This window comes from Pseudokineococcus sp. 5B2Z-1, from assembly GCF_037482305.1.
Lineage (GTDB): Bacteria > Actinomycetota > Actinomycetes > Actinomycetales > Quadrisphaeraceae > Pseudokineococcus.
Genome location: NZ_JBBHZG010000005.1, coordinates 178,464 through 202,097, shown reverse-complemented (window position 1 = coordinate 202,097; position 23,634 = coordinate 178,464). Strand labels below are relative to the sequence as shown.

Genomic DNA, 23,634 nt, shown 5'->3' with positions numbered 1-23,634 from the left:
CGAGGAGGAGACGACGTGGACGAGCACCGCACCCCGACCCGCGACCCGCGGCGCGCCCCGAGCCGGCGGGCGGTCCTCGCCGGTGCCACCGGCGCCGGAGCCCTGGCGCTGGCGGTCGCCCCGGCCACCGGGGCCGCAGCGGCACCGCCCTCGGTGGCGACGCCGTCGCTGCGCCGCGCGGGCGCGCGCGCCCTGGACTTCCTCCAGGTCATGACCGACGCCTACCCGGCGGCGAACGGCGACGGCCCGGTGCTGGCGCAGAGCTACTCCGACCAGAACGGGCTCTTCAGCACGGCCTTCGTCTACGACGAGGCGCTCAGCATCTGCGCGGCGCTCGCCACGGGCACCGCGCGGGGCGAGGCCCTCGCGCGCCGTCTCGGCGACGGCCTGCTGTTCGCCCAGGGGAACGACCCCGCCTACGACGACGGCCGGCTGCGCCAGGCCTACAACGTCGGCCCGTACGTCTTCTACGACGGCGTCCCGCAGCCCTACGGCCTCCGCCTCCCCGACGGCACCGCGAACATCGGCTCCCAGTTCGGCTTCCTCGGCACCGCCGTCGGCGACATGGCCTGGCCCGGCATGGCCCTCGTCCAGCTGCACGAGCGCACGGGCGAGCAGCGCTACCTCGACGGGGCGCTCGCCATCGCCCGGTGGATCACGACGAACGCCCGCAACGACGGCGCGCTGGGCGGCTTCTCGTTCGGCGTGACCGCGGGTGACGAGCGGATCCCCAACGTCTCGACCGAGCACAACGTCGACTGCGTGGGCTTCTTCCGCCAGCTCGCCGCGGCCACGCGCGACCGCTCCTGGCTCGAGGAGGCGGCGCGCGCCCGCGCCTTCCTCGGGCGCGTCTGGGAGCCCGACGGCGGGTACTTCTACACGGGGAGCGACGACGGGACGACGGTCAACCGTGACCCCCTGCCGCTGGACCCGCAGGCGTGGAGCTGGCTCGCGCTGCGCGAGGGCCGCTACGCCCGGGCCCTCGACTGGGCCGGGCAGGCGCTCGCCGTGACCGACGACGCCGCGCAGCCGCTGAGCCAGCTGCCCGACGGCGTCCGCGTCTCCGGGGTGACCTTCAGCTCGGCGTCGCTGACCTCGACCGCGGTCTACAACGGGCTGACGGTCGACCCGCAGGGCGTGTGGCTCGAGGGCACCGGCCAGCTGGCCACGGCCTACGCCGACCGCGGCCGCGGGCAGGCGGACGCCCGGCGCGCCCGCGGCCTGCTCGGGCAGATCACGGTGGCCCAGGACCTCGTGGGGCAGGACCAGACGGTGGGCGGCGCGCCGCTGCCGGCGGACTCCGGCGTCGTCGCGGCGACGAGCGTGCTCGACACCGGCTTCGGCTTCGCCTACTTCCAGTCGCAGCACATCGGCGCCACGGCGTGGTTCCTCATGGGCGTCGAGGGCGCCAACCCCTTCGTGCGCGGGGGCCTGCGCTGAGGCCCTGACCGGGGCCGCCCGGGGCGGCGGCCGGCGCCGACGCCGACGCGCCGGGGGCCGGCGGACCTCGAGGTCCGCCGGCCCCCTCCCGCGTCAGCGCAGCCGGGCCACCGCGACCGCGTGGGCGGGCAGGCGCACGACCTCGCCCTCCAGGGCGACCTCGCCGTCCTCGGCGTAGGAGGCGACGAGCTCGGCGCCGCTCTCGCCCTCGACGCCGGCGCCGCGCTCGAGCGGCACCTCCCGCGCCCGGTCGGAGAGGTTGACCGCGACGCGGAAGGCCCCGCGGACGAGCACGAGCCAGCCGGCGTCCTCGTCGCCGACGACGTCGAGGCTCGGCGAGCGGCCGAGGACGTCGTCGCGCAGGTCCCCCTCCGTCGCACGGAGCTCGAGCAGGCGCCGGTGCCACGCGAGCAGCGCCGCGCCGCGCCCCGACGTCGGCTCGTCCCAGTCGAGCACCGAGGCGTCGCGGGTGGCCGGGTCCTGCGGGTCGGGCACGTCCTCGGCGTCCCACCCGTGGGAGGAGAACTCCGAGCGCCGCCCCGTCCGCACGGCCTCGGCGAGCTCGGGGTCGGGGAAGTCGGTGAAGAACTGCCACGGCGTGCGCGCGCCCCACTCCTCGCCCATGAAGAGCATGGGGGAGAAGGGGCCGAGGAGGACGAGGGCGGCGCTGCCGGCGAGGACCCCGCCGGGCAGGCTCGCCGACGGGCGGTCGCCGGTGGCCCGGTTGCCCACCTGGTCGTGGTTGGACGTGTAGGCGACGAAGGAGCCGCCGCGGTGGCGGGTCGGGTCGACCGGCCGCCCCCAGACCTGCTCGCGGAAGGGCGAGTACGTGCCGGCGTGCCAGAAGGCCCCCGTCATGACGGCGCGGACGGACTCCAGCGAGCCGAAGTCGACGTAGTAGCCCTGCCGCTCGCCGGTGACGAGGGCGTGCACGGCGTGGTGGACGTCGTCGGCCCACTGCGCCTGCATGCCGTAGCCGCCCTCGACGGCGGGCTCGACCATGCGCGGGTCGTTGAGGTCGGACTCCGCCACGAGCGTCAGCGGCCGCCCGACCTCGTCGGACAGGTCGGCCGCCCGCAGCGACAGCTCGGCCAGCACGTGGACGGGCGAGTCGTCGACGAGCGCGTGGACGGCGTCGAGCCGCAGGGCGTCGACGTGGAAGTCGTGCAGCCACCGCAGGGCCCCCTCGACGACGAAGGCGCGGACCTCCCGGGCGCCCGGCGCGTCGAGGTTCACCGCCGTGCCCCAGGGCGTCTCGTGCTGGTCGGTGAAGTAGGGGCCGAACTCGGGCAGGTAGTTCCCCGCCGGGCCCAGGTGGTTGTAGACGACGTCGAGGCAGACCCCGAGGCCGCGGGCGTGGCAGGCGTCGACGAAGCGCTGCAGCGCCTCCGGCCCGCCGTAGGGGTGGTGCACGGCCCACAGGTCGACCCCGTCGTAGCCCCAGCCCCAGCGGCCCGGGAAGGCGGCGACGGGCAGCAGCTCGACGACCTGGACGCCGAGGTCGACGAGGTGGTCGAGCCGCCCGACGGCCGCGTCGAGCGTGCCCTCGGGCGTGAAGGTCCCGACGTGGAGCTCGTAGAAGACGGCGCCGCGGCCGTCCACGCCCGTCCACGCCCCGTCGGACCAGGCGAAGCGCGCGGCGTCGAAGACCCGGCTGGGGCCGTCGGGGCCCTCGGGCTGCCAGGCGCTGCGCGGGTCGGGGCGCGCGGGGCCGCCGTCGACGGAGAAGGCGTAGTCGGTGCCGTGGCCGGCGTCCTCGACGGTCGCCGACCACCACCCGCCCCCGGAGGCGTCCATCGTGACGAGGCGGCCCCCCTCGGCCGGGGCGCCGGAGGCGCCGACGGCGACCTCGACGCCGGTGGCGTCGGGGGCCCAGACGGTGAAGACGTGCACGGTTCCTCCTGCGGCGGTGCGGGTGTCGGACGATCGGCCGGACGTCGGGCGCGGCGGGCGCCCGACGTCCGGGGCGCTCAGGCCTCGACGAGCAGGGCGACGGGCAGGTCGGCGAGGACGTCCGCCAGCCGGGCGGCGCCCGGGGCGTGCTCCCGCCCGGTGAGCACGTCGCGCCAGGCCCCCGCGGGCGTCCCCGGCAGCGTGAGCGAGTGCTCGCCCCACCCGCCGTAGCGGGCGAGGGCGTCGGGCAGCCGCGTGGCGACGGTGACGGCGCGCGGCGCGCCGTCCTGCGTCCGCGCGAAGGCCACGGCGGAGCCGCTCGACGTCGGCAGCGGCGCGTAGCCCGTCCCCGCCCCCGTGAAGGCGGCCGCGAGGTCGCGGCGCACGCGCAGCGCCCGCGAGGTGACGAGGAGCTTCTCCTCGTCGAGGTCACGGGGGCGCGCCCCGCCGTCGAGGCGCTCGAGCAGCGCGCTGCGCCGCGCGTAGTCCACCGGCCGGCGGTTGTCGGGGTCGACGAGCGAGCGCTCGCCGACCTCGGTGCCCTGGTAGACGTCGGGCACGCCCGGCATCGTCAGCTGCACGAGCTTCTGCCCGAGCACCGCCGAGCGCGCCGCCGGTGCGGTGGCGGCGACGAAGGCGCCCACCTGCGCGAGCACCGCCTCGTCGCCGAGGACGCCGGTGGCGAAGCCGGCGACGGCCTGCTCGTACTCCTCGTCGGGGGCCGTCCACGTCGTGCGGCGCTTCGCCTCCTTGACGGCCTTCTCGAGGTAGGCGAGCAGGCGCTCGGCGGAGATCGGCCCGCCGGGGCCGTCCGCGCCGGCCGGCTCCCACGTGGCGACGAGCGTCTGCCACACGAGCATCTCGGTGGGGCCGTCGAGGAGGGCCGAGCGGTGCTCGGCCGCGGCCTGCCGCCACAGCGCGAGCGCCTCGGCCCAGGCCGCGGGCACGCCCGAGACGACCGACAGCTGCACGCGGGCGTCCTCCGCCCGCTTCGTGTCGTGCGTGGACAGCGTCGTCATCGTCGTCGGCCAGTGCTCGACGATCCCCGCGCAGAAGGCGTGGAACTCCTCCGGCGACACGCCGAAGCGCTCCGGCGCGCCGCCCACCTCGTTGAGGCTGGAGAGGCGGAACCACCGGTAGAAGGCCGTGTCCTCCACGCCCTTGGCCATGACCGGCCCGCACGTCTGCTGGAAGCGGACGACCAGCTCGGCCCGCTCCGCCTCCGCGGTGCGACCGGCCGAGCCGGCCTCGCGGCCCAGCAGCAGGTCGCGGACGACCTCGAGGGTCTCGTGGCGCTCGGGCGCGAGGTGCGCCCGGGCGACCTCGACCGCCTCGTCGAGCACGTGCGCGGCCTCCGCGGGCGCCGCCTCGCCGGGCACGACGTAGGCCCGGTACCGGGGGAAGGCCACGAGCAGCTCGGTGACGACCTCGGTGAGCCCGCGGCGGGTGTGGTCGCGCAGGAGCACGTCGGCGTGGCAGATCCCGCTGAGGAGGTCCACGAGGCGGTGCACCTCGGTGTAGAGGTTCTCGGCGACGACCTCCCGCTTGGCCTGCTCGACGACGGGCCCGAAGTCCGCCGGGTCGCCGGTCACCTGCGTGAAGAGCGCCGTCAGCGGCGCCTCGCCCGCCGGGTCGACGAAGAGCCCGCCGACGCGCAGCAGCGCGTCGTAGCCCGTCGTCCCCGCGCAGGGCCAGTCGTCGGGGAGCTGCTCGGCCCCCTCGAGGATCTTCTCCACGACGACCCACGCCCCGCCGGTGCGGTCCGCGAGGCGGCGCAGGTACTCGCGCGGGTCGGCGAGGCCGTCGGGGTGGTCGATCCGCAGGCCGTCGAGCTCGCCCGTGCGGAGCATCTCCAGCAGCAGCGCGTGCGTGGCGTCGAAGACGCCCTCGTCCTCGACCCGGACGGCGGCGAGGGTGTCGACGTCGAAGAAGCGCCGGTAGTTGAGCTCCTCGTCGGCCACCCGCCAGTGCGCCAGGCGGTACCACTGCGCCTCGACGAGGCGGTCCATCGGCAGCGCCTCGGTGCCCGGGCGCACGGGGAAGACGTGGTCGTAGTAGCGCAGGAGGGGCTCGTCGCCGCTCGTGTCGAGCTCGAGCTCCCCGGCGGCCAGCACCTGGCCGATGCGCGAGCCCAGCACGGGCATGAGCAGGGCGTGGTCCTCGGTCGACCAGTCGACGTCGAACCAGCTGACGTACGGCGAGTAGGGCCCGTCGCGCAGCACGGACCACAGGACGGCGTTCGCGCTCGCGGGCGTGGGCACGGCGACGTGGTTGGGCACGACGTCGGCGACGGCCGACAGCCCGTGCTCGCGCAGCGCCGCGACCATGCGGTCGAAGGCCTCGCGGCCGCCGGCCTCCTGCGACAGGCGCGAGTGGTCGACGACGTCGTAGCCGTGCGTCGAGCCCGGGGCGGCCTGCAGCACGGGGGAGAGGTAGGCGTGCGTGACGCCCAGGCGCGCGAGGTACCCGGCGACGCCCGCGGCGTCGTCGTAGGTGAACTCCGGCTGCACCTGCAGCCGGTAGGTCGACGTCGGCACCGTCCGGCCCGGGCCGGGGCGGTGCTGGCGCGCGGCCGTCGCGGCGTCCTGGTCCTCCGGCTCCCGTGGGGCGACGGGTGCGGTGGTGGGGGTCTCGGGTGCGCTCACTTCGCGTCCCCCTTGCGGCGGCGGGGCGTCCGGCTCCGGGACGGGGCGGAGCTCGGGTCTGCCGCGGGGGTCGCGGGCGTCGCGGGCGTGTCGCCGGCGCCGGGGCTGCGGGCGGCCCGGGTGCGGCGGGCGGTGGCGCCGTCGTCGACGGCCGCCGTGGCGGACGCCGCGCGCAGCGGCTCCGGCTCGGCGTGGGCCGGGTCGCACACGAGGACGACCATGCTGCGGGCGCCGAGGTGCAGCGAGCCGCCGGCCTGGACGACCTGGCCCTCGAGCAGCGAGGCGGTGTCGACGAGCGCCCGCCACGCCGGCCCGTAGGCGGTGTCCGGCATGACGAACTCCAGCCCCTCGTGGTGGCTGTTGTAGAGGACGAGGAACTTGTCGTCCTCCACCCGCTCGCCGCGGGGGCCGGGCTCGTTGATCTCGTGGCCGTTGAGCCAGACGGTGACCGCGCGCGCGAAGTGGCTGTGCCAGTCGCCGTCCTTCATCACCTCGCCGGCGGGCGTCATCCACACGATGTCCGAGAGGTCCGACTGCCCGCCCTTGGAGGCCTCGCCCTTGAAGAAGCGGCGCCGCCGGAAGATGGGGTGCTCGCGGCGCAGGGCCACCGCCCGCCGGGTGAAGTCGAGCAGCTCGGCCTGCTGCTCGTCGAGCCGCCAGTCGATCCAGCTGGTCTCGTTGTCCTGGCAGTAGCCGTTGTTGTTGCCGCCCTGGGTGCGGCCGAGCTCGTCGCCGTGCAGGAGCATCGGCACGCCCTGGCTCAGCAGCAGGGTGAGCAGGAAGTTGCGCTGCTGGCGGGCGCGCAGGACGAGGACCTCGGGGTCGTCGGTCGGGCCCTCGACGCCGCAGTTCCAGGACCGGTTGTGGCTCTCGCCGTCGGCGCCGCCCTCGCCGTTGGCCTCGTTGTGCTTGTCGTTGTAGGAGACCAGGTCCCGCATGGTGAAGCCGTCGTGCGCGGTGACGAAGTTGATCGAGGCGACGGGCCGGCGCCGCGAGCTCTCGTAGAGGTCGCTGGAGCCGGAGATGCGGCTGGCGAACTCCGCCAGCGTCGACTCCTCGCCGCGCCAGAAGTCGCGGACCGTGTCGCGGTACATGCCGTTCCACTCGGTCCACAGCGGGGGGAAGCCGCCGACCTGGTAGCCGCCGTCGCCGACGTCCCAGGGCTCGGCGATGAGCTTGACCTGGCTGACCACCGGGTCCTGCTGGATGAGGTCGAAGAAGGCCGAGAGCCGGTCCACCTCGTGGAACTGGCGCGCCAGGGTCGAAGCGAGGTCGAAGCGGAAGCCGTCGACGTGCATCTCGGTCACCCAGTAGCGCAGCGAGTCCATGATGAGCTGCAGGACGTGCGGGTGGCGCATGAGCAGGCTGTTGCCGGTGCCCGTGGTGTCGAAGTAGTGCTGCTCGTCGCCGTCGACGAGGCGGTAGTAGGCGGCGTTGTCGATGCCCCGGAAGGAGAGGGTGGGGCCCATCTCGTTGCCCTCGGCGGTGTGGTTGTAGACGACGTCGAGGATGACCTCGATGTCGGCCTGGTGCAGCGCCAGCACCATCGCCTTGAACTCCGACACCTGGTCCCCGCGCGTGCCCGCCGAGGAGTACTCGCCGTGCGGGGCGAAGAAGCCGATCGTGTTGTAGCCCCAGTAGTTGCGCAGCCCCCGGTCGACGAGGTGGGAGTCCTGCACGAACTGGTGGACGGGCATGAGCTCGACGGCGGTGACGCCCAGGTCGGTGAGGTGCTTGACCATGGCCGGGTGGCCGACGGCGGCGTAGGTGCCGCGCAGCTCCTCGGGGATGTCCGGGTGCGTCATCGTCAGGCCCTTGACGTGGGCCTCGTAGATGACGCTCTCGTGGTACTCGTGCCCCGGGCGGCGGTCGGCGCTCCAGTCGAAGAACGGGTTGATGACGACCGACAGCGCCGTGTGGCCGAGGCTGTCGTCGTCGTTGAACGAGTCCTTGTCGCCGAAGCGGTAGGAGAACAGGGACTCGTCCCCGTCGTCCTGGCCGTCGATGGCCTTGGCGTAGGGGTCGAGCAGGAGCTTCGCGGGGTTGCACCGGTGCCCGGAGGCCGGGGCGTAGGGGCCGTGGACCCGGTACCCGTAGCGCTGGCCCGGGCGCACGTTCGGCAGGAAGGCGTGCCACACGAAGCCGTCCACCTCGGTCAGCGGCACCCGCGTCTCGCCGCCCTCGTCGTCCACGAGGCACAGCTCGACGCGCTCGGCGACCTCGCTGAAGAGGGCGAAGTTCGTGCCCGTGCCGTCGTAGGTGGCCCCCAGGGGGTAGGGGCTGCCGGGGTAGGTCTGCATGTGCGGGTCGTCCCTCGGGTCTGGGGGCGGTCGGTCGGCGCTCGCCGCGCCGGGCGCTGTGCGGTGCCGGTCGGCGCGGCACCCCATCCCACCGCATCGCGCGCCGTGCTGCTCACCGGTCCGCCCCCGGCGACCGCGGGGGCGGACCGGTGAGCGCCTCCACGGGGCCCCACCCGGGGCCCTCTCCCGGGGCCCTCTCCCGGGGGGCCGCACCTGGGCCGGTCCCGGGGCGGCGCCCTACCCTCGCCGCGTGGCCGGGGTGGGGGAGGACCTGCGCCGCCGGGGCCGTGAGGTCGGCGGTCGTCTGCGGGGCGTCCCCGTGCTGGGCGCGGTCGCCGCGGTCGTGGTCGAGGCCGTGCGGCTCGGGCTGCGCCAGCGGGTCACCGGCCTGGCGGCGGAGGCCGCCTTCTTCGCCCTGCTGTCCCTGCCGCCCCTCGTCCTGGGGCTCACGGGCACGGCCGCGCTCGTCGGCTCCCGCCTCGGGGCGGACACGACGGCGCAGCTCGAGCGCGTGCTGAGCACCCAGCTCGCGCCCTTCCTCACCGAGGACGTCGTGGGCGGGACCATCGTCCCGACCATCACCGCGGCCCTGGACGGCCCCCGCTTCGACCTCATCTCCATCGGCTTCGTGCTGTCGCTCTGGTCGGGCTCGCGCGCCCTGGCCGTGCTCCTCGACACCGTCGCGATCATGTACGGCATGGGCGGGGAGCGCGGCCCCGTGCGCGCCCGCGCGCTCTCGCTCCTGCTCTACGTGCTGGGGCTGGGGGCGGGCGCCGTCGCGCTGCCCCTGCTGCTGCTCGGCCCCGCGGTCATCGAACGGCTCCTGCCGGACCCGTTCGAGGGGCTCCTCTCCCTGTACTGGCCCGTCGTGCTCCTGCTGAGCTCGCTGCTGCTCGCCCTGCTGTACCACGCCGCGACGCCGGTCCGGCTGGCCTGGCGGCGGGCGCTGCCGGGCGCGGCGGTGGCGCTCGGCCTGTGGGTGGTGACCTCGTGGGGGCTGCGGGCCCTGCTCGGCCTCACCGTCGGGACGGGGCGCGGCGTCGCCATCTACGGCCCGCTGTCGGCGCCCATCGTCCTGCTCCTGTGGTTCTACCTGCTGGCGCTCGGCGTCCTCGTGGGCGCCGGCCTCAACGCCGCGGTCGAGCACGTGCGGCCCCAGCGCGACGAGGACGGCATGACGGTCGACGAGCGGGCGGCCGAGGGCACCTGAGCGCCGGCCGGGGGCCCCCGGGGGCGTCGACCGACGAGGAGGCGGACCCGGGACGCCGGGGGGCGGGCGAGCGAGAGCCCCGGACGCACGAGAGCCCCGGTCCGTCGGACCGGGGCTCTCGTGGGTGGTGGGCGATACTGGGATCGAACCAGTGACCTCTTCCGTGTCAGGGAAGCGCGCTACCGCTGCGCCAATCGCCCGGGGTGCGTCGTCCGCGGCTCGACGTCTCCTCCGCGGGACACCGAGGTGGAGACGGGATTCGAACCCGCGTTCACGGCTTTGCAGGCCGTTGCCTCGCCTCTCGGCCACTCCACCGTGAGGCGTGCCGAGGCACTGCCTCCGAGCGGACGACGGGATTCGAACCCGCGACCCTCACCTTGGCAAGGTGATGCTCTACCAGCTGAGCCACGTCCGCACGCTGCCTCCGCCGGCCCCGGGGGGCCGCCGTCGGCGTGCGTGCTGGACTCTAGACGAGTGGTGAACGACTCGTCCAACTCGGCCCCGCCGGGCCCCGTCGCGGCGCCCGGACTCCGCGCCGACGGGCGGGCGCCCGGGCCGGCGCCCGAGGGCCCCGGACCCGCCGCGGCGGGTCCCCCGGCCCGGCCGGCGCCGCCCGCCGCCTGGTGGGGCGGGCTCCTCGCCACGGACGTCGAGGAGGTCGTCGACCTGGCGGAGGACCCGGGCGCCCTCGAGCGCGACGGGTGGTGGTTCGTCGTCCTCGACTTCGAGGCGCCGGTGGGGGAGCCGAGCGCCGTCAGCGCCGACGCCCGCGGCCGGGCCCGCGCGTGGCGCTTCGGCCGGGTGCGGCCCGCGGCGCCCCCGGACGGCGGGGCGTGGGGCGGCCCGGGCGCCGAGGACTGGACCTCCTCCGCGGACCGCGCCGCCTACACGGCCGGCGTCGGCCTCGTCCGCGAGCTGGTCCGCGCCGGCGTCGTCTACCAGGCCAACCTCTGCCGGCTCCTCGAGGCGCCCCTGCCGCCGGGCGCCGACCCCTGGGCGCTCGCCGCGCGGCTGCGGGAGGGCAACGCGGCGCCGTTCTCCGGCGTCCTGGACCTCGGGGAGGAGGGCTTCGTCGTGCCCGCGTCGCCGGAGCTCTTCCTGCGCCGGCGCGGTGACGTCGTCGAGAGCGGGCCCATCAAGGGCACCGCCGCGCCCGGGGGCCCGCTCGGCCCGAAGGACGTCGCCGAGAACGTCATGATCACCGACCTCGTCCGCAACGACCTCCAGCGCGTGTGCCGGCCCGGGACGGTCGAGGTGGTCTCCCTGCTGGCGCGGGAGGCCCACCCCGGGCTGGACCACCTCGTCTCCACCGTGCGCGGCCGGCTGCGGGCCGGGACGACGTGGGCCGACCTCCTGCGGGCGACCTTCCCGCCCGCCTCGGTGAGCGGCGCGCCCAAGCGGGCGGCCCTCGACGCGCTCGCCGCGCTCGAGGCAGCGCCGCGGGGGCCGTACTGCGGCGGCGTCGGGTGGGTCGACGCGCGCCGGGGCGCGGCGGAGCTCGCCGTCGGCATCCGGACCTTCGCGGCCTCCGGGGGCGTCCTGCGCTTCGGGACGGGCGCCGGCATCACGTGGGGCTCGGACCCGCAGGGGGAGTGGGAGGAGACCGAGCTCAAGGCGGCGCGCCTCCTGCGGCTGGCCTCCCGCGTCCCCGGCGCACCATGATCGACGCCATGGCGGACGGCGGACCGGCGGAGGGCCGCGTGGGCGGCGCAGGACGAGCACCCGGGGCCGGTGGCGCCGTCGGGGCCGCGGAGGCGGGCGTCGACGGGATGCGGGTCCCGTCGGCCGCCCCGCCCGCCGCGGCGGCCGGGCCGCCGGTCGTCTGGGTCGACGGGCGGCTGCACGCGGGGGGCGGCGCCGTCGTCGACGCCCTGGACCACGGCATGACGACGGGGGACGGCGTCTTCGAGACGTGCAAGGTCGTGGACGGCGTCCCCTTCGCCCTGGGCCTGCACCTGGAGCGCCTCGCCCGCTCCGCCGCGGGGCTGGGCCTGCCGGCCCCGGACCCGGCGCGCGTGCGCGAGGCCGTGGGCGCCGTCCTCGCCGAGCGCCCGCTCGGCCGCGGGCGGCTGCGCGTCACCTGGACGAGCGGGCCGGGGCCGCTGGGGTCCGAGCGGCACGGCGGCTCGACCCTCGTCGTGGCCGCCGCGCCCGCCCCGGCGCCCGCGGCGGCGCCGTCCGTCGTGCTCGTCCCGTGGACGCGCAACGAGCGGGCCGCCACGGCCGGGCTGAAGACGACGTCCTACGCCGAGAACGTCGTGGCCCTGCGGCGGGCGCTCGCCGCGGGCGCCGGCGAGGCGCTCCTCGCCAACACGCGCGGCGAGCTGTGCGAGGGCACGGGCAGCAACGTCGTCGTCCAGCTGCGCGACGACCGCGGTGCGCCGGCGCCCGAGCTCGTGACGCCGCCGCTGTCCTCGGGGTGCCTGGCCGGCGTGACCCGGGCCCTGCTGCTGCGCTGGGCGTCGGAGGAGGGGCTCCCGCTCGTCGAGCGCGCGATCCCGGTGGAGGCGCTCGAGGACGCGGCCGCCGTGCTGCTCACCTCGTCGCTGCGCGACGTGCAGGTGCAGACGGCGCTCGACGGGCGCCCGCTGGCGACGGACGGGCTGCCGGCGCGCGCGGCGGAGCTCTTCGCGCGCCGGGCCGCCGAGGACGTCGACCCGTCCTGAGGGCCGTCGCCCGGCGGTCCGTCCCGTCCCGGACGCACGAAGGCCCCGCCGGCGGACCGGCGGGGCCTTCGTGCGCGACGGGGTGGCGGGCCCCCGCTCGGAGGGGACCCGCCGCCGGGGCCTCAGGCCGTGAGCAGGTGGCCGATCTCGGCGTCGAGGTCCATGCAGCGGGACTCGCCGCCCCGCGGCACGGCGGCCAGGGTGCGCGCCACGAACGCCCGGAGGTCGCTGGTGGCGGCCTCGAGGAGGGCCCGGCCGTCGGGGGAGCTCAGCGCCACGCACGTGGTGTCGGGCCGGCCGTCGGCGGCGGGCCACACGCGCACGTCCCCGTCGCCGCTGGGCGCCTCGAGGCCGGCGAGCAGGAGCTCGCGGGCGAAGACCCACTGGACGTCGGAGCCGGGCTCGCCGCCCGAGCCGAAGGCGACCGTCACCGCGAACGGGTCGTCGGCGCTGTAGCGCAGGACCACGGGCAGCGCGACGGCGTCGCCGTCGGGCGAGACGAGGCGGAGGTCGACCGGCGACTCGACGTCCGCGGGGCGGCCGGAGCTGCGGGGCGTGACGGGGGACATGCGGGCCTCCTGCGGTGGCTCTGCGGTGCGGGGCGGCCCGAGCGGCCGTCCGGTCTGACGAGCATGTGCCCCGAGGGGGCTCCGGCTAAACCCGTGGCGCGCGCATGCCCCGGACGGAGCAGTGGTGCCACCCGGTCGCTCAAGGCCGTCACCGGCCGTGCCGAGCAGGGCGTCCCCGCCCGGACGACGCCCCGCCGGGCCCGCGGCCTCGCCTACCCTCGGGGCATGGCCAGCGGTCCGCGCCACGCCGAGCCGGGCTCGAGCGAGCCCGCCGGCGGCGACGTCGACGCCGCGCCCGGGGCCTCCGGAGGGGGCCCGCCCCGCAGCGCCGACGGGGCAGACGGCCCCGCGCCCTTCGCGGTGCGCCCCCGCGCCGCCCCGGGGGCGACGGGCCCCTCGGCCGGCGCGCCGGGGGAGACGGCGCAGGGCGCGCCGCCCTCGGCCACCGGCCCGCCCGACGAGCCGGGCGCGCCCGAGGAGGCGGCGCTGGCGCGGTGGCGCTGGCGGGCGCGCCTGCGCCGGCGTCCCCGGGTCTACCGCGTGTACCGGGTCGGGGTCGCGGTCGTCGGGGGGCTGCTGCTCGTCGCGTGGGCGCTCCTCAGCTGGCTGCCCGGTCCCGGCGGCATCCCCCTGTTCCTCCTCGCCCTGGCGGTGCTGTCCACCGAGTTCTCCTGGGCCCGCCGCCTCCTGGTGCGCGCCCGCGTCGCCGCGCACCGCTTCGCCGAGTGGTCCGCGGCCCTGCCCCTGTGGACCCGGCTCCTGGGGTCGGCCGCGGCCGTGGCCTTCGTCGTCGTCGCCGTGGCGCTCGGGCTCGCCGTCGTCCTCGGCGTCCCGGCGTGGGTGCCCGACGGGCTGGCGCTCCACCTCGACCGCCTCCCCGGCGTCGAGCGGACGGGCTGAGCGGCCCGGCGGGTCGAGCCGCACGGGCGCATCGGGTACTGTTGCCGACCGACGCCGCAGCAGCGGGGTCACGGGCGATTGGCTCAGCGGTAGAGCACCTCGTTCACACCGAGGGGGTCACTGGTTCGATCCCAGTATCGCCCACCACCCACGACGGCCGGTTCCCTGCGGGGAGCCGGCCGTCGTCGTCCCGGCGGTGCGGCCCGGTGCGGTCGCGAGGAGGTGCGCGTGGCGGCAGCGACGGGTCCCCGGCCCCCCGGCGGTGACGTCCCCGCCGTCGACGCCGACGACGACGCGGGCGTCGTCGTCGGCGTCGTCGCGGCGCTGGCCCGCTACCCGCTGCGCTCGGCCCGCGGCGAGGACCTCGAGCGCGCGGACGTGACCGGCGCCGGCCTGGCCGGCGACCGCGGGCACGTGCTGGTCGACGGCGACGGGCGGGCCCTGCGGGGGCGGGACGCGCCCGCGCTGGCCGGCCTGGTGGCGGCGCTGGAGGGCGACCGCCTCGTCGTGCGCGACGCGGAGGGGCGCCGCCTCGACGCGGCGGGCCTGGCCGCGGCCACCGGGGTCCCCGGCGCCGGCACGGCGCCCGCCGACGACCACGGCGCGGCCCCGGGCGGCGCGGCGGTGGCCCCCGTCCACCTCGTGAGCGTCGGCGCGGAGGCCGGCCCGGGGGCCGAGGGGTGCGACCCCGCCCCCCGCGCCAACGTCGTGCTCGACCTCGACCTCGGCGCCGGCCCCGGCGCGGAGCGCGGCTGGGTCGGCGACGTCCTCGCCGTGGGCGGGGCGCGCCTCGTCGTCACCCGCACCCCGAGGCGCTGCCTGGGCGTCTACGCCGACGTCCTCGTCGCGGGGGAGGTCGCCGTCGGCGACGTCGTCCGCCGGCTCGGGGGCGGCGCGACCACGACCGCCTGACCCGGACGGCGAAGCCCGGGGCGAGGGGGCCCGGGGCGAGGGGGCCCGGGGACGAGGGGGCCCGGGGCGAGGGGGCCCGGGGACGAGGGGCGCGGGGACGAGGACTCGGGGACGACGGGGCCGGTGGCGGCGTCGATAGCATCGCGGCCGTGACGCAGAGCCCCGAGACCACCGCCCCCGACGAGCCGCTCGTCACCGTCCTCGTCGAGACCGGGACCGGCCGCGCGGAGCGCCGGGTGCCGCGGGGCGCGACGGCGTGGCAGGTCCTCGAGGACGACCACCGCGGGGCGCGCGGCGACGAGGCCGTCGTCGTCGCCCGGGTCGGCGGCGAGCTGCGCGACCTCGACGCCGAGGTCGCCGAGGGCGACGTCGTCGAGGCCGTGACGGCGGGCTCGCCCGACGGGCTGGCCGTGCTGCGGCACTCGGCCGCCCACGTCCTGGCCCAGGCCGTCCAGGCGGCGCGGCCCGACGCCCGGCTCGGCATCGGGCCGCCCGTCACCGACGGCTTCTACTACGACTTCGACGTCGAGGTCCCCTTCACGCCCGAGGACCTGCAGGCCCTGCAGAAGGCCATGGGCCGCATCGTCAAGGAGGGGCAGCGCTTCCGCCGCCGCGTCGTCACCGAGGACGAGGCGCGCGCCGAGCTCGCCGACGAGCCGTACAAGCTCGAGCTCATCGGGCTCAAGGGCCCGGGCGGCGGCGAGGAGGTCGCCGAGGGCGCCTCCGTGGAGGTCGGCGGCGGCGAGCTGACGGTCTACGAGAACGTCCGTCGCGACGGCTCCGTGGCGTGGCGCGACCTGTGCCGGGGCCCGCACGCGCCCTCGACGAAGGCGCTGGGGAACGCCTTCGCGCTCACGCGCTCCGCCGCCGCCTACTGGCGGGGCGACCAGGCCAACGCCCAGCTGCAGCGCGTCTACGGCACCGCGTGGGCGACGAAGGAGGGCCTCACCGCCTACGTCGAGCGGCTCGCCGAGGCGGAGCGCCGCGACCACCGCCGGCTCGGCAGCGAGCTCGACCTCTTCTCCTTCCCCGACGAGATCGGCTCCGGCCTCGCCGTCTTCCACCCCCGGGGCGGGGTCGTGCGCCGGGAGATGGAGGACTACTCGCGGCGCCGCCACGAGGAGTCGGGCTACTCCTTCGTCAACACCCCGCACATCACGAAGAAGGACCTGTTCGAGACCTCCGGGCACCTCGACTGGTACGCGGACGGCATGTTCCCGGCGATGCACCTCGACGAGGTGCGCGACGCCGACGGGACGCTGCGCCGGCAGGGGCAGGACTACTACCTCAAGCCGATGAACTGCCCGTTCCACAACCTCGTCTTCCGCAGCCGGGGGCGCTCCTACCGCGAGCTGCCGCTGCGGCTCTTCGAGTTCGGGTCGGTCTACCGCTACGAGAAGTCGGGCGTCGTCCACGGCCTCACCCGCGTGCGCGGCATGACGCAGGACGACGCGCACATCTACTGCACCCGCGAGCAGATGGCCGGCGAGCTCGTCAGCCTGCTCGACTTCGTGCTCGGGTTGCTGCGCGACTACGGGCTCGACGACTTCTACCTCGAGCTGTCGACGCGCAACCCGGACAAGTCGATCGGCAGCGACGCGGACTGGGAGGAGGCCACCGAGGCGCTGCGCCACGCCGCCGGCGCCTCCGGCCTCGAGCTCGTGCCCGACCCGGGGGGCGCGGCGTTCTACGGCCCGAAGATCTCCGTCCAGGCGCGCGACGCCATCGGCCGCACGTGGCAGCTGTCGACCATCCAGGTGGACTTCCAGCTGCCCGAGCGCTTCGGGCTCGAGTACCAGGCGGCCGACGGCTCGCGCCGGCGGCCCGTCATGATCCACCGGGCGCTCTTCGGCTCCATCGAGCGCTTCTTCGGCGTGCTGCTCGAGCACTACGCCGGGGCCTTCCCGCCGTGGCTCGCGCCCGTGCAGGTGGTCGGGATCCCCGTCGCCGGGGACTTCGCGCCGCACCTGCACGACGTCGCCGCGCGCCTGCGCGCGCAGGGGGTGCGGGTCGAGGTCGACGACTCCGACGACCGGATGCAGAAGAAGATCCGCACCCACACGAAGCAGAAGGTGCCCTTCCTGCTCATCGCCGGCGCCGAGGACGTCGAGAAGGGCGCCGTGAGCTTCCGCTTCCGTGACGGGAGCCAGGACAACGGCGTGCCCGTCGACGAGGCGGTGGCGCGCGTCGTCGACGCCGTGCGCGCCAAGGCGCAGGTGTGAGCGCCCCGGCCGGGGCGGGCGCGTCCGGCGGTGACCCGGGGGACGCCGGGCCCCAGGTCGACCCCGCCGGGTGGTACGCGGGCGAGGCCGACGGCTTCGAGCGCCTCTGGACCCCGCACCGGATGGCCTACATCGGCGGGGTGGACAAGCCCGCTGACGAGCAGGAGGGGCCGCAGTGCCCCTTCTGCCGGGCGCGCGAGGGGGAGGACGCCGACGGGCTGGTCGTGGCCCGCGGCGAGGAGTGCTTCGCCGTCCTCAACCTCTACCCGTACAACCCCGGGCACCTCATGGTCTGCCCCTACCGGCACGTGGCCGCCTACGTCGACCTCACGGAGTCCGAGACCGTCGAGGTCGCCCGGATGACGCGCACCGCGCTGCGCGTGCTCGCCGAGGTCAGCGCGCCCCACGGCTTCAACCTCGGCGTCAACCAGGGCGCCGTGGCGGGGGCCGGCATCGCCGGGCACCTCCACCAGCACGTCGTCCCGCGGTGGGGCGGGGACGCCAACTTCTTGCCGGTCGTCGGCCGCACCAAGGCCGTGCCCGAGCTGCTGGGCGACACGCGGGCCAAGCTGGCGGCCGCCTGGCCGGCGCCCGACCGCGCCCGGCCCTGAGCCCGCCGACCACGCCCGACCTGACCACGCCGGGCCCCAGCACGGTCCCGAGCGCCCCGCGCGGCGGTCCGACGCCGGTGGTGCGCATGGCTAGGGTTCCCTGACCATGCTCAGCCGCTACGCCCGCGCCGTGATGGCCGCCGTCTTCACCCCGGTGGCGCGCGCCCTCGTGCGCCGCGGCGTGAGCCCGGACGTCGTCACGGTGCTGGGGACCCTGGGCGTCGTGCTCGCCGCGCTGCTGCTCCTGCCGGCGGGCCACCTCGTCGTCGGCCCCCTCGTCATCACGGCCTTCGTCCTGTCCGACACCCTCGACGGCGTCATGGCGCGCATGACGGGCCGCTCGGGGCCCTGGGGCGCCTTCCTCGACTCCACCCTCGACCGCGTCGGCGACGCCGCCATCTTCCTCGGCGTGGCGCTGTGGTCCCTCGGCCACGGGGCGAGCCCCGCCGCCGGGGTGCTGGCGCTCGTCTGCCTCGTGCTCGGCTCGGTCGTCTCCTACGCCAAGGCCCGCGCGGAGGGCCTGGGCATGACCGCCGACGTGGGCATCGCCGCCCGCGCCGACCGGCTCGTCGCCGTGCTCGCCGCGACGTTCTTCGTCGGCCTCGGCGCGCCGACGCTCCTGCTCGTCGTCGTGCTGGCCGTCCTCGCGGTGCTGAGCGCCGTGACCGTCGGCCAGCGCGTGGCGACCGTGCGCCGCCAGGCGTCCGCGCTCGCCCGCCGCACCCCGTGAGCGCGCCCCTGCTCGTCGTGTGGCGCGCCGTCGCGGTCCTGCCGGAGCCCGTGGCGCGCACCGCCGGCGGCCTCGCCGCCGACGCGGTGTGGCTGCTCGCCGTGACGCCGGGCGTGCGCGGCGCCCGGGCCCTCGCCGGCGTGCGGCAGCTGCGGGCCAACCTGGCGCTGACCGACCCGGGGCGCCCGCCCCGGGCGGCACGAGGGCTGCTGCGGGCGGCGCTGCGCTCCTACGCCCGGTACTGGGTCGACCTCTTCCGCCTCGAGCGGTGGCCCGAGCACCGGCGCCGCCGGGCGGTGCGGCTGGAGGAGGACGACGCCCTGCGGGCCGCGCTGGCGGACGGCCGCGGCGCCGTCGTCGCGCTGTCGCACTCCGCGAGCTGGGACGTCATGGGCGCCTACGCGGCGCTGGAGCTGGCGCCGGTGACGACGGTCGCGGAACGGCTGGCCGACGACGACCTGCACGCGGCCTTCGGCCGGGTCCGCACCGCCCTCGGGGTGGAGGCCCTGCCGCTGAGCGGCGGCGCCCCCCCGCTGCCCGCCCTGGTGCGCCGCGTGCGGGCGGGGGGCTTCGTGCCCCTGCTCGTCGACCGCGACCTCGGGGGCGCGGCCGTGGAGGTCGACCTGCTCGGCGGGCGCGCGCGCGTGGCCTCGGGCGCGGCGGCCCTCGCCGACCTGGCGGGCGCCCCGCTGTTCGCCCTCGAGGCCTGGTACGACCGCGACCCCTCCGTGCCCGGGGGCTGGGTGGTGCGCGGACGGCCGCACCCGGTCGAGCGCGTCGCCGACGGCTCGCGGCCCGAGCGCGTGGCCCGCACCACCCAGCGCGTCGCCGACGTGCTCGGCGCCGCCGTCGCGCGCCACCCGCAGGACTGGCACGTGCTGCAGCCGGTGCTCCTCCCGCGACCCGCCGGGGCGCCGGCCGGCGCGGGCGCGGGCGCGGTCGAGGGCCCGGGCGAGGGCGCAGGCGCGTCGTGAGGATCGGGGTCGTCTGCCCCTACGCCCTCGACGTGCCGGGCGGCGTCCAGCTGCACGTGCGCGACCAGGCGCGCGAGCTGCGGCGCCTGGGGCACGAGGTGGGCGTGCTCGCCCCGGGCGGGGAGCGGGGACCCGCCGCGTCGCGCGACGACGACGAGCCGGGGGAGCCGGGCCTCGAGCTCGCGGGCCGCGTCGTCGCCGTCCCCTTCAACGGGTCGGTCGCGCGCCTGTCCTTCGGACCCGTCACGGCCGCCCGCGTGCGCCGGTGGCTGGCCGGCGGGCGCTGGGACCTCGTCCACGTCCACGAGCCGGCGTCGCCGAGCCTGGGCCTGCTCGCCCTCCTCGCCGCCGAGGTGCCCGTCGTCGCGACCTTCCACAGCGCGCTCGAGCGCTCGCGCGCCATGCGGGCGGCCCAGCCGCTGCTGCGGCCGGGCTTCGAGCGCATCTCCGCGCGCGTGGCGGTGAGCGAGGACGCGCGCCGGACCGTCGTCGAGCACCTCGGCGGCGACGCCGTCGTCGTCCCCAACGGCGTGCGGGTGGACGACTTCGCCGGCGCGGCGCCGGACCCGCGGTGGCTGGGGGCGCGGGCGGGGAGGCCCCCGGTGCTCGGCTTCCTCGGCCGCCTCGACGAGCCGCGCAAGGGCTTGGCGGTGCTGGCCGCCGCCCTGCCGCGCCTGCGCGCCGCCCACCCCGGCGTGCGCGTGCTCGTGGCCGGGTCCGGGGACGGCGGGGCGCTGCGGCGGCTGCCCGCCGAGGACGCCGCCGCGCTCGAGCTCCTCGGCCCCGTGAGCGAGGAGGGCAAGCGGTCGCTGCTCGCCTCGGTCGACGCCTACGTCGCCCCGCAGACGGGCGGGGAGAGCTTCGGCATCGTCCTCGTCGAGGCCATGGCGGCCGGCGCGCCGGTCGTGGCCAGCGCCCTGCCGGCCTTCCGGCGCGTGCTCGGGCAGGGGGAGCTCGGGACGCTCTTCGCCGTCGGTGACGCCGACGCGCTGGCGGCCGCCGTCGCGGGCGTCCTGGACGACCCCGCGGCGACCGCGGCCCGCCGCGCGGCGGCCGCGGCGGCGGTGCGCCGCTACGACTGGGCGGTCGTCGCCGACGAGCTCGTCGCCGTCTACGAGACGGTGCTGCGGGGCAGCCGCGCGGAGGCCCGCGCGCCCGTCCCGCCGACCCGCCGGGGGGGCTGGCGGTGAGGGGCGCGCTCGTGGCCGCGGCGGGCCCGGCGGGGGTGCTCGTCGACGTCCGCGTCCTCGTGCTGGTGCCCCTGGTCGTCCTCGGTCTGGCCCTGGCGGCGCTGCTGCTCAGCACGGCGGCCCGGCGCCTGGACCGCCTCCACCGGCGCGCCGACGGCGCCCGGGCGGCCCTCGTGGAGCAGCTCGTGCGCCGCGCCGCGGCCGCCGACCGGCTGGCGCGCAGCGGCCTGCTCGACCCGGCGTCGTCGGTGCTGCTCGCCGTGGCCGCCGCCGACGCCCTCGGGGAGGGGGAGGAGGCCGAGGAGGCCGCGGCGTCGAGCGCCGAGGGAGGGCGGCGGGACGCGGGCCGGCTCGGCGAGGGGTGGTCGGGCGCGGACGCGGCCACGGGGCCGGGACGGCTGACCGCCGAGCGCGAGCGGGCCGAGAGCGACCTGTCGGCCGCGCTGCGGGCCGCCCTGCCGCCCGAGGTGCTCGGGCCCCTGGGCCGGGACCCCTCCGCAGCCCCCCTGCTCGAGGACCTGGCCGCGGAGTGCCGCCGGCTGCGCCTGGCCCGGCGGTTCTCCAACGAGGCGCAGGTGCAGGTGCGGCGCCGCCGGCGCAGCCGGCTCGTGCGGTGGGGCCGCCTCGCCGGGCGCGCGCCGGAGCCGCGCACCTTCGAGGTCGACGACGAGCCGCCCCCGGGCCTGCTGCCCTGAGCCCGGTGGCGCCCCGCGCGACGCCCCTCCGCCCTCGTCCCGGGCCGCGTCCGGGGCAGCGCGCCCGGCGACGGGGGAGGGCGGCCCCGGGCCTACCATGAGGACGCGGTGAGGCGGCGCCCGCCGCCGCGCCCGCCCGCGGTCGAGCGGCCCCCGCCCGACGCGACGCCCCCACCCGTCCGTAGACCTGCGAGGTACCGGTGCCCACGCCCGAGACGACCCAGCCCGCCGCCGCCCAGCCGCCCACCGGGCCGGGGGAGAGCGCCCGCGACAGCGCGGCCCGCGGCACCGCCCGGGTCAAGCGCGGCATGGCCGAGATGCTCAAGGGCGGCGTCATCATGGACGTCGTCACGGCCGAGCAGGCGAAGATCGCCGAGGACGCCGGCGCCGTCGCCGTCATGGCCCTCGAGCGCGTCCCCGCGGACATCCGCGCCCAGGGCGGGGTGGCCCGCATGAGCGACCCCGACCTCGTCCAGGGCATCGTCGACGCCGTCTCGATCCCCGTCATGGCGAAGGCGCGCATCGGCCACTTCGTCGAGGCGCAGGTGCTGCAGAGCCTCGGCGTGGACTACGTCGACGAGTCCGAGGTCCTCACCCCCGCCGACTACGTCCACCACATCGACAAGTGGCGCTTCACGGTGCCCTTCGTCTGCGGCGCGACGAACCTCGGCGAGGCCCTGCGGCGCATCACCGAGGGCGCGGCGATGATCCGCTCCAAGGGCGAGGCGGGCACCGGCGACGTCTCGAACGCCACGGGCCACATCCGCACCATCCGCGGCGAGATCGCCCGCCTCACGTCGATGAGCAGCGACGAGCTCTACGTCGCCGCCAAGGAGCTGCAGGCGCCGTACGAGCTCGTCGCCGAGGTCGCGGCGGCCGGGAAGCTGCCCGTCGTCCTCTTCACCGCGGGGGGCATCGCCACGCCCGCCGACGCCGCGATGATGATGCAGCTCGGCGCCGAGGGCGTCTTCGTCGGCTCCGGCATCTTCAAGTCGGGCAACCCGGCCGACCGGGCCGCGGCCATCGTCAGGGCGACCACCTTCCACGACGACCCCGACGTCGTCGCGAAGGTCTCCCGCGGCCTCGGCGACGCGATGGTCGGCCTCAACGTCGACGCCATCCCCGAGCCGCACCGCCTGGCCTCGCGCGGCTGGTGAGGCGGCGGCCGGCCCCCGGGCCGGCCACCCGCCGCCCACGACCCCGACGCCCCGTCCACCTGCGGGTGGGCGGGGCGTCGTGCGTGACCGCACCGAGATGTCGGAAGTCTCCGGTCCGGACGGTGCGCGGCCGATAGGTTCTCGACGCCGCGGGCCGCCATGCGCCCGCCTCGACCCCCGAAGGGGCCTCCATGCCGCGCACGACCACCCGCCGAGCCGCCGCCACCGGGCTCGGCGCCCTGGCCGCGACCACCGCCCTCGCCCTCGCCGCGCCCAGCGCGACGGCGGCGACGTCCTCCTTCGTCCTCGACCCCGGGCAGGACGTGGTCTTCTCGGCGTTCGGCTTCCCGCTGGACGCGGACCAGGCCGACGAGCTCGAGGCCACGCCGGTCGACATGACGGACGGCACCGTCGAGGTGCAGCTGCCCGCCCTGGCCGTCGACCACGGCGAGCTGTCGGCGGTGCTGGTCCCGGCGGACGACTTCGAGGAGGCCTACGACTCGGGCGAGGACCCCCGCGACCGGGCGATCGCCCTCGCGTCGGACCTCCAGGTCGCCGTGGAGGAGCCGCTGCTGACCGTCGAGCTCCCGGTCGACGACCCCGCGCTCGTCGACGAGGAGGGCGCGGTCGTCGACGACGTCTACCTGCTCGTCGACGGCCTCGAGGTCCTCGAGTTCCCCGAGGCGCCCTCCCTCGAGGTCGTCGTGCCGCTCGACCTCGCCCCGACCGACGAGGCCGCCGAGCTCGTGCAGGTGCCCGCCGAGGTGGACGCGAGCTACCTCGACGCCGTCGCCTCCGTCGACGAGCCGGTCGCCGCGCAGGTCGGGGTGCCGTTCGAGGTCGTCCTCCCGGAGGAGTCGAGCTTGCGCGACCTGGGAGTCGAGGACCTCGACGGGCTCGACGGCTTCCTCGTGCCGTTGGCGACCGAGGACGAGGAGGGGGTGGACCTCGTGCTGGAGTCCTTCTCCGACTCCTTCGCCGCGCTGGGCGCCGCGAGCGTCGAGGGGGCCGCCTCGGCCGGGGAGGCCGGCCTCGCCCGGACGCTCGCCGAGATCGGCAGCGGCACGGACGGCGACCCGGCCGGTGTGCTCGAGGGCGCGACGGTGCTCGACGTCGAGGACGGGGAGGACACCGCCGGGGCGGGAGGCTCGACCGCCGTCGTCAAGCCGTCGGAGGACCTCGACCCGGGCAGCTACCTCATGGTGCTCTTCCCGCCCACCGGCGACGACGCGGTCGGCGTCGTCGCCCTGGGCGGGCTCGAGCTGGCGGCGGCCCCCGCGCCCGCTCCCGCGCCCACGCCGACGGTGACCGTCACGGCCCCCGCGCCGGCTCCCGCAGCGCCCGCGCGCCAGAACCCGGGCCTGCGCTCCAACACGGGCGTCGAGGGCGGCGGGGTGGACGGTGGCCTCGTGGCCGTCGGCGCCGGCCTGGTCGCCGTCGCCGCCGTCGGCGGGGCCGCAGCGATCCGCACGGGACGCCGTGGGCGCGCCTGACACCGGCTCGTCGGCGGGCGCCGGCGC

18 protein-coding genes and 4 tRNA genes are annotated in these 23,634 nt (G+C 77.3%); 15 read left to right on the top strand and 7 right to left on the bottom strand.

From position 1 onward, the window contains the following. Positions 1 to 15: 15 nt before the first annotated feature. Positions 16 to 1,440, top strand: a complete 1,425-nt coding sequence (locus WDV85_RS13890) for a hypothetical protein (protein ID WP_339571191.1) — start codon at positions 16 to 18, stop codon at positions 1,438 to 1,440. 93 nt (positions 1,441 to 1,533) lie between these two features. On the opposite strand, the gene treZ is transcribed toward WDV85_RS13890, so the two are convergent. The 3 genes from treZ to glgX form a co-directional block, all read right to left on the bottom strand. Beyond that, positions 1,534 to 3,333: a malto-oligosyltrehalose trehalohydrolase gene (treZ, locus tag WDV85_RS13885; protein ID WP_339571190.1), complete on the bottom strand. Its 1,800-nt coding sequence runs from the start codon at positions 3,331 to 3,333 to the stop codon at positions 1,534 to 1,536. A 77-nt stretch (positions 3,334 to 3,410) separates the two neighbouring features. After that, on the bottom strand, positions 3,411 to 5,978 hold the full coding sequence (gene treY, locus WDV85_RS13880; RefSeq protein ID WP_339571189.1) for a malto-oligosyltrehalose synthase: 2,568 nt from the start codon (positions 5,976 to 5,978) through the stop codon (positions 3,411 to 3,413). Then, entirely contained in the window at positions 5,975 to 8,278 is a 2,304-nt protein-coding gene (gene glgX / locus WDV85_RS13875) for a glycogen debranching protein GlgX (protein WP_339571188.1), read from the bottom strand. Before glgX ends, treY begins: the two co-directional genes overlap by 4 nt. A gap of 250 nt (positions 8,279 to 8,528) precedes the next feature. Between glgX and WDV85_RS13870 the strand changes: the two genes are divergently transcribed. Next, positions 8,529 to 9,488 (top strand): YihY/virulence factor BrkB family protein, encoded by a 960-nt coding sequence (locus WDV85_RS13870; RefSeq protein ID WP_339571187.1) that lies wholly within the window; start codon positions 8,529 to 8,531, stop codon positions 9,486 to 9,488. Positions 9,489 to 9,613: 125 nt separating this feature from the next. Here WDV85_RS13870 and WDV85_RS13865 read toward each other — a convergent pair. The 3 genes from WDV85_RS13865 to WDV85_RS13855 all read right to left on the bottom strand — a co-directional run bounded on the left by WDV85_RS13865 (position 9,614) and on the right by WDV85_RS13855 (position 9,903). Continuing rightward, a tRNA-Val gene (locus WDV85_RS13865) sits at positions 9,614 to 9,688 on the bottom strand. A gap of 44 nt (positions 9,689 to 9,732) precedes the next feature. After that, positions 9,733 to 9,803: transfer RNA gene (locus tag WDV85_RS13860), tRNA-Cys, on the bottom strand. Positions 9,804 to 9,830: 27 nt separating this feature from the next. Continuing rightward, positions 9,831 to 9,903, bottom strand: a tRNA-Gly gene (locus WDV85_RS13855). A gap of 59 nt (positions 9,904 to 9,962) precedes the next feature. On the opposite strand from WDV85_RS13855, the gene WDV85_RS13850 reads away from it, so the two are divergent. Beyond that, the gene (locus WDV85_RS13850) at positions 9,963 to 11,150 is read left to right on the top strand and encodes a chorismate-binding protein (RefSeq protein ID WP_339571186.1); all 1,188 of its coding nucleotides are present in this window, start codon (positions 9,963 to 9,965) and stop codon (positions 11,148 to 11,150) included. Positions 11,151 to 11,257: 107 nt separating this feature from the next. After that, a complete protein-coding gene (locus WDV85_RS13845; RefSeq protein WP_445263337.1) occupies positions 11,258 to 12,154 on the top strand; it encodes an aminotransferase class IV in 897 nt (298 codons plus the stop codon). Between the two features lie 122 nt (positions 12,155 to 12,276). Here WDV85_RS13845 and WDV85_RS13840 read toward each other — a convergent pair whose 3' ends face one another. Then, on the bottom strand, positions 12,277 to 12,723 hold the full coding sequence (locus WDV85_RS13840; protein ID WP_339571184.1) for an SsgA family sporulation/cell division regulator: 447 nt from the start codon (positions 12,721 to 12,723) through the stop codon (positions 12,277 to 12,279). Positions 12,724 to 12,948: 225 nt separating this feature from the next. On the opposite strand from WDV85_RS13840, the gene WDV85_RS13835 reads away from it, so the two are divergent. From WDV85_RS13835 to WDV85_RS13785, 11 genes are all read left to right on the top strand, one after another. Next, positions 12,949 to 13,623, top strand: coding sequence for a PGPGW domain-containing protein (locus tag WDV85_RS13835; protein ID WP_339571183.1), 675 nt, complete (start codon positions 12,949 to 12,951; stop codon positions 13,621 to 13,623). Positions 13,624 to 13,695: 72 nt separating this feature from the next. Then, a tRNA-Val gene (locus WDV85_RS13830) sits at positions 13,696 to 13,770 on the top strand. 81 nt (positions 13,771 to 13,851) lie between these two features. After that, the gene (locus tag WDV85_RS13825) at positions 13,852 to 14,535 is read left to right on the top strand and encodes an MOSC N-terminal beta barrel domain-containing protein (RefSeq protein ID WP_339571182.1); all 684 of its coding nucleotides are present in this window, start codon (positions 13,852 to 13,854) and stop codon (positions 14,533 to 14,535) included. A gap of 236 nt (positions 14,536 to 14,771) precedes the next feature. After that, positions 14,772 to 16,757: a threonine--tRNA ligase gene (gene thrS, locus WDV85_RS13820; protein ID WP_445263336.1), complete on the top strand. Its 1,986-nt coding sequence runs from the start codon at positions 14,772 to 14,774 to the stop codon at positions 16,755 to 16,757. Beyond that, positions 16,754 to 17,368, top strand: a complete 615-nt coding sequence (locus tag WDV85_RS13815; protein ID WP_339571180.1) for an HIT family protein — start codon at positions 16,754 to 16,756, stop codon at positions 17,366 to 17,368. Before thrS ends, WDV85_RS13815 begins: the two co-directional genes overlap by 4 nt. A gap of 106 nt (positions 17,369 to 17,474) precedes the next feature. Continuing rightward, positions 17,475 to 18,098: a phosphatidylinositol phosphate synthase gene (gene pgsA / locus WDV85_RS13810; RefSeq protein ID WP_339571179.1), complete on the top strand. Its 624-nt coding sequence runs from the start codon at positions 17,475 to 17,477 to the stop codon at positions 18,096 to 18,098. After that, positions 18,095 to 19,072, top strand: coding sequence for a phosphatidylinositol mannoside acyltransferase (locus WDV85_RS13805; RefSeq protein ID WP_339571178.1), 978 nt, complete (start codon positions 18,095 to 18,097; stop codon positions 19,070 to 19,072). The genes pgsA and WDV85_RS13805 overlap by 4 nt, the downstream gene beginning before the upstream one ends. Then, on the top strand, positions 19,069 to 20,262 hold the full coding sequence (locus tag WDV85_RS13800) for a glycosyltransferase family 4 protein (protein ID WP_339571177.1): 1,194 nt from the start codon (positions 19,069 to 19,071) through the stop codon (positions 20,260 to 20,262). Before WDV85_RS13805 ends, WDV85_RS13800 begins: the two co-directional genes overlap by 4 nt. A gap of 11 nt (positions 20,263 to 20,273) precedes the next feature. Beyond that, positions 20,274 to 20,957, top strand: coding sequence for a hypothetical protein (locus WDV85_RS13795; protein ID WP_339571176.1), 684 nt, complete (start codon positions 20,274 to 20,276; stop codon positions 20,955 to 20,957). A gap of 200 nt (positions 20,958 to 21,157) precedes the next feature. Then, positions 21,158 to 22,114 carry a pyridoxal 5'-phosphate synthase lyase subunit PdxS gene (pdxS, locus tag WDV85_RS13790; protein WP_339571175.1) on the top strand — a complete coding sequence of 319 codons (957 nt, stop codon included), beginning with the start codon at positions 21,158 to 21,160 and terminating at the stop codon, positions 22,112 to 22,114. A 191-nt stretch (positions 22,115 to 22,305) separates the two neighbouring features. Continuing rightward, a complete protein-coding gene (locus WDV85_RS13785; protein ID WP_339571174.1) occupies positions 22,306 to 23,607 on the top strand; it encodes a hypothetical protein in 1,302 nt (433 codons plus the stop codon). Positions 23,608 to 23,634: the final 27 nt, after the last annotated feature.

Bases quoted from the DNA above. Each gene is read 5' to 3' on its own strand.
- glgX (WP_339571188.1), bottom strand. From the start codon at position 8,278: ATGCAGACCTACCCCGGCAGCCCCTACCCCCTGGGGGCCACCTACGAC.
- WDV85_RS13845 (WP_445263337.1), top strand. From the start codon at position 11,258: ATGCGGGTCCCGTCGGCCGCCCCGCCCGCCGCGGCGGCCGGGCCGCCG.
- WDV85_RS13840 (WP_339571184.1), bottom strand. From the start codon at position 12,723: ATGTCCCCCGTCACGCCCCGCAGCTCCGGCCGCCCCGCGGACGTCGAG.
- WDV85_RS13835 (WP_339571183.1), top strand. From the start codon at position 12,949: ATGGCCAGCGGTCCGCGCCACGCCGAGCCGGGCTCGAGCGAGCCCGCC.
- pgsA (WP_339571179.1), top strand. From the start codon at position 17,475: ATGCTCAGCCGCTACGCCCGCGCCGTGATGGCCGCCGTCTTCACCCCG.
- WDV85_RS13785 (WP_339571174.1), top strand. From the start codon at position 22,306: ATGCCGCGCACGACCACCCGCCGAGCCGCCGCCACCGGGCTCGGCGCC.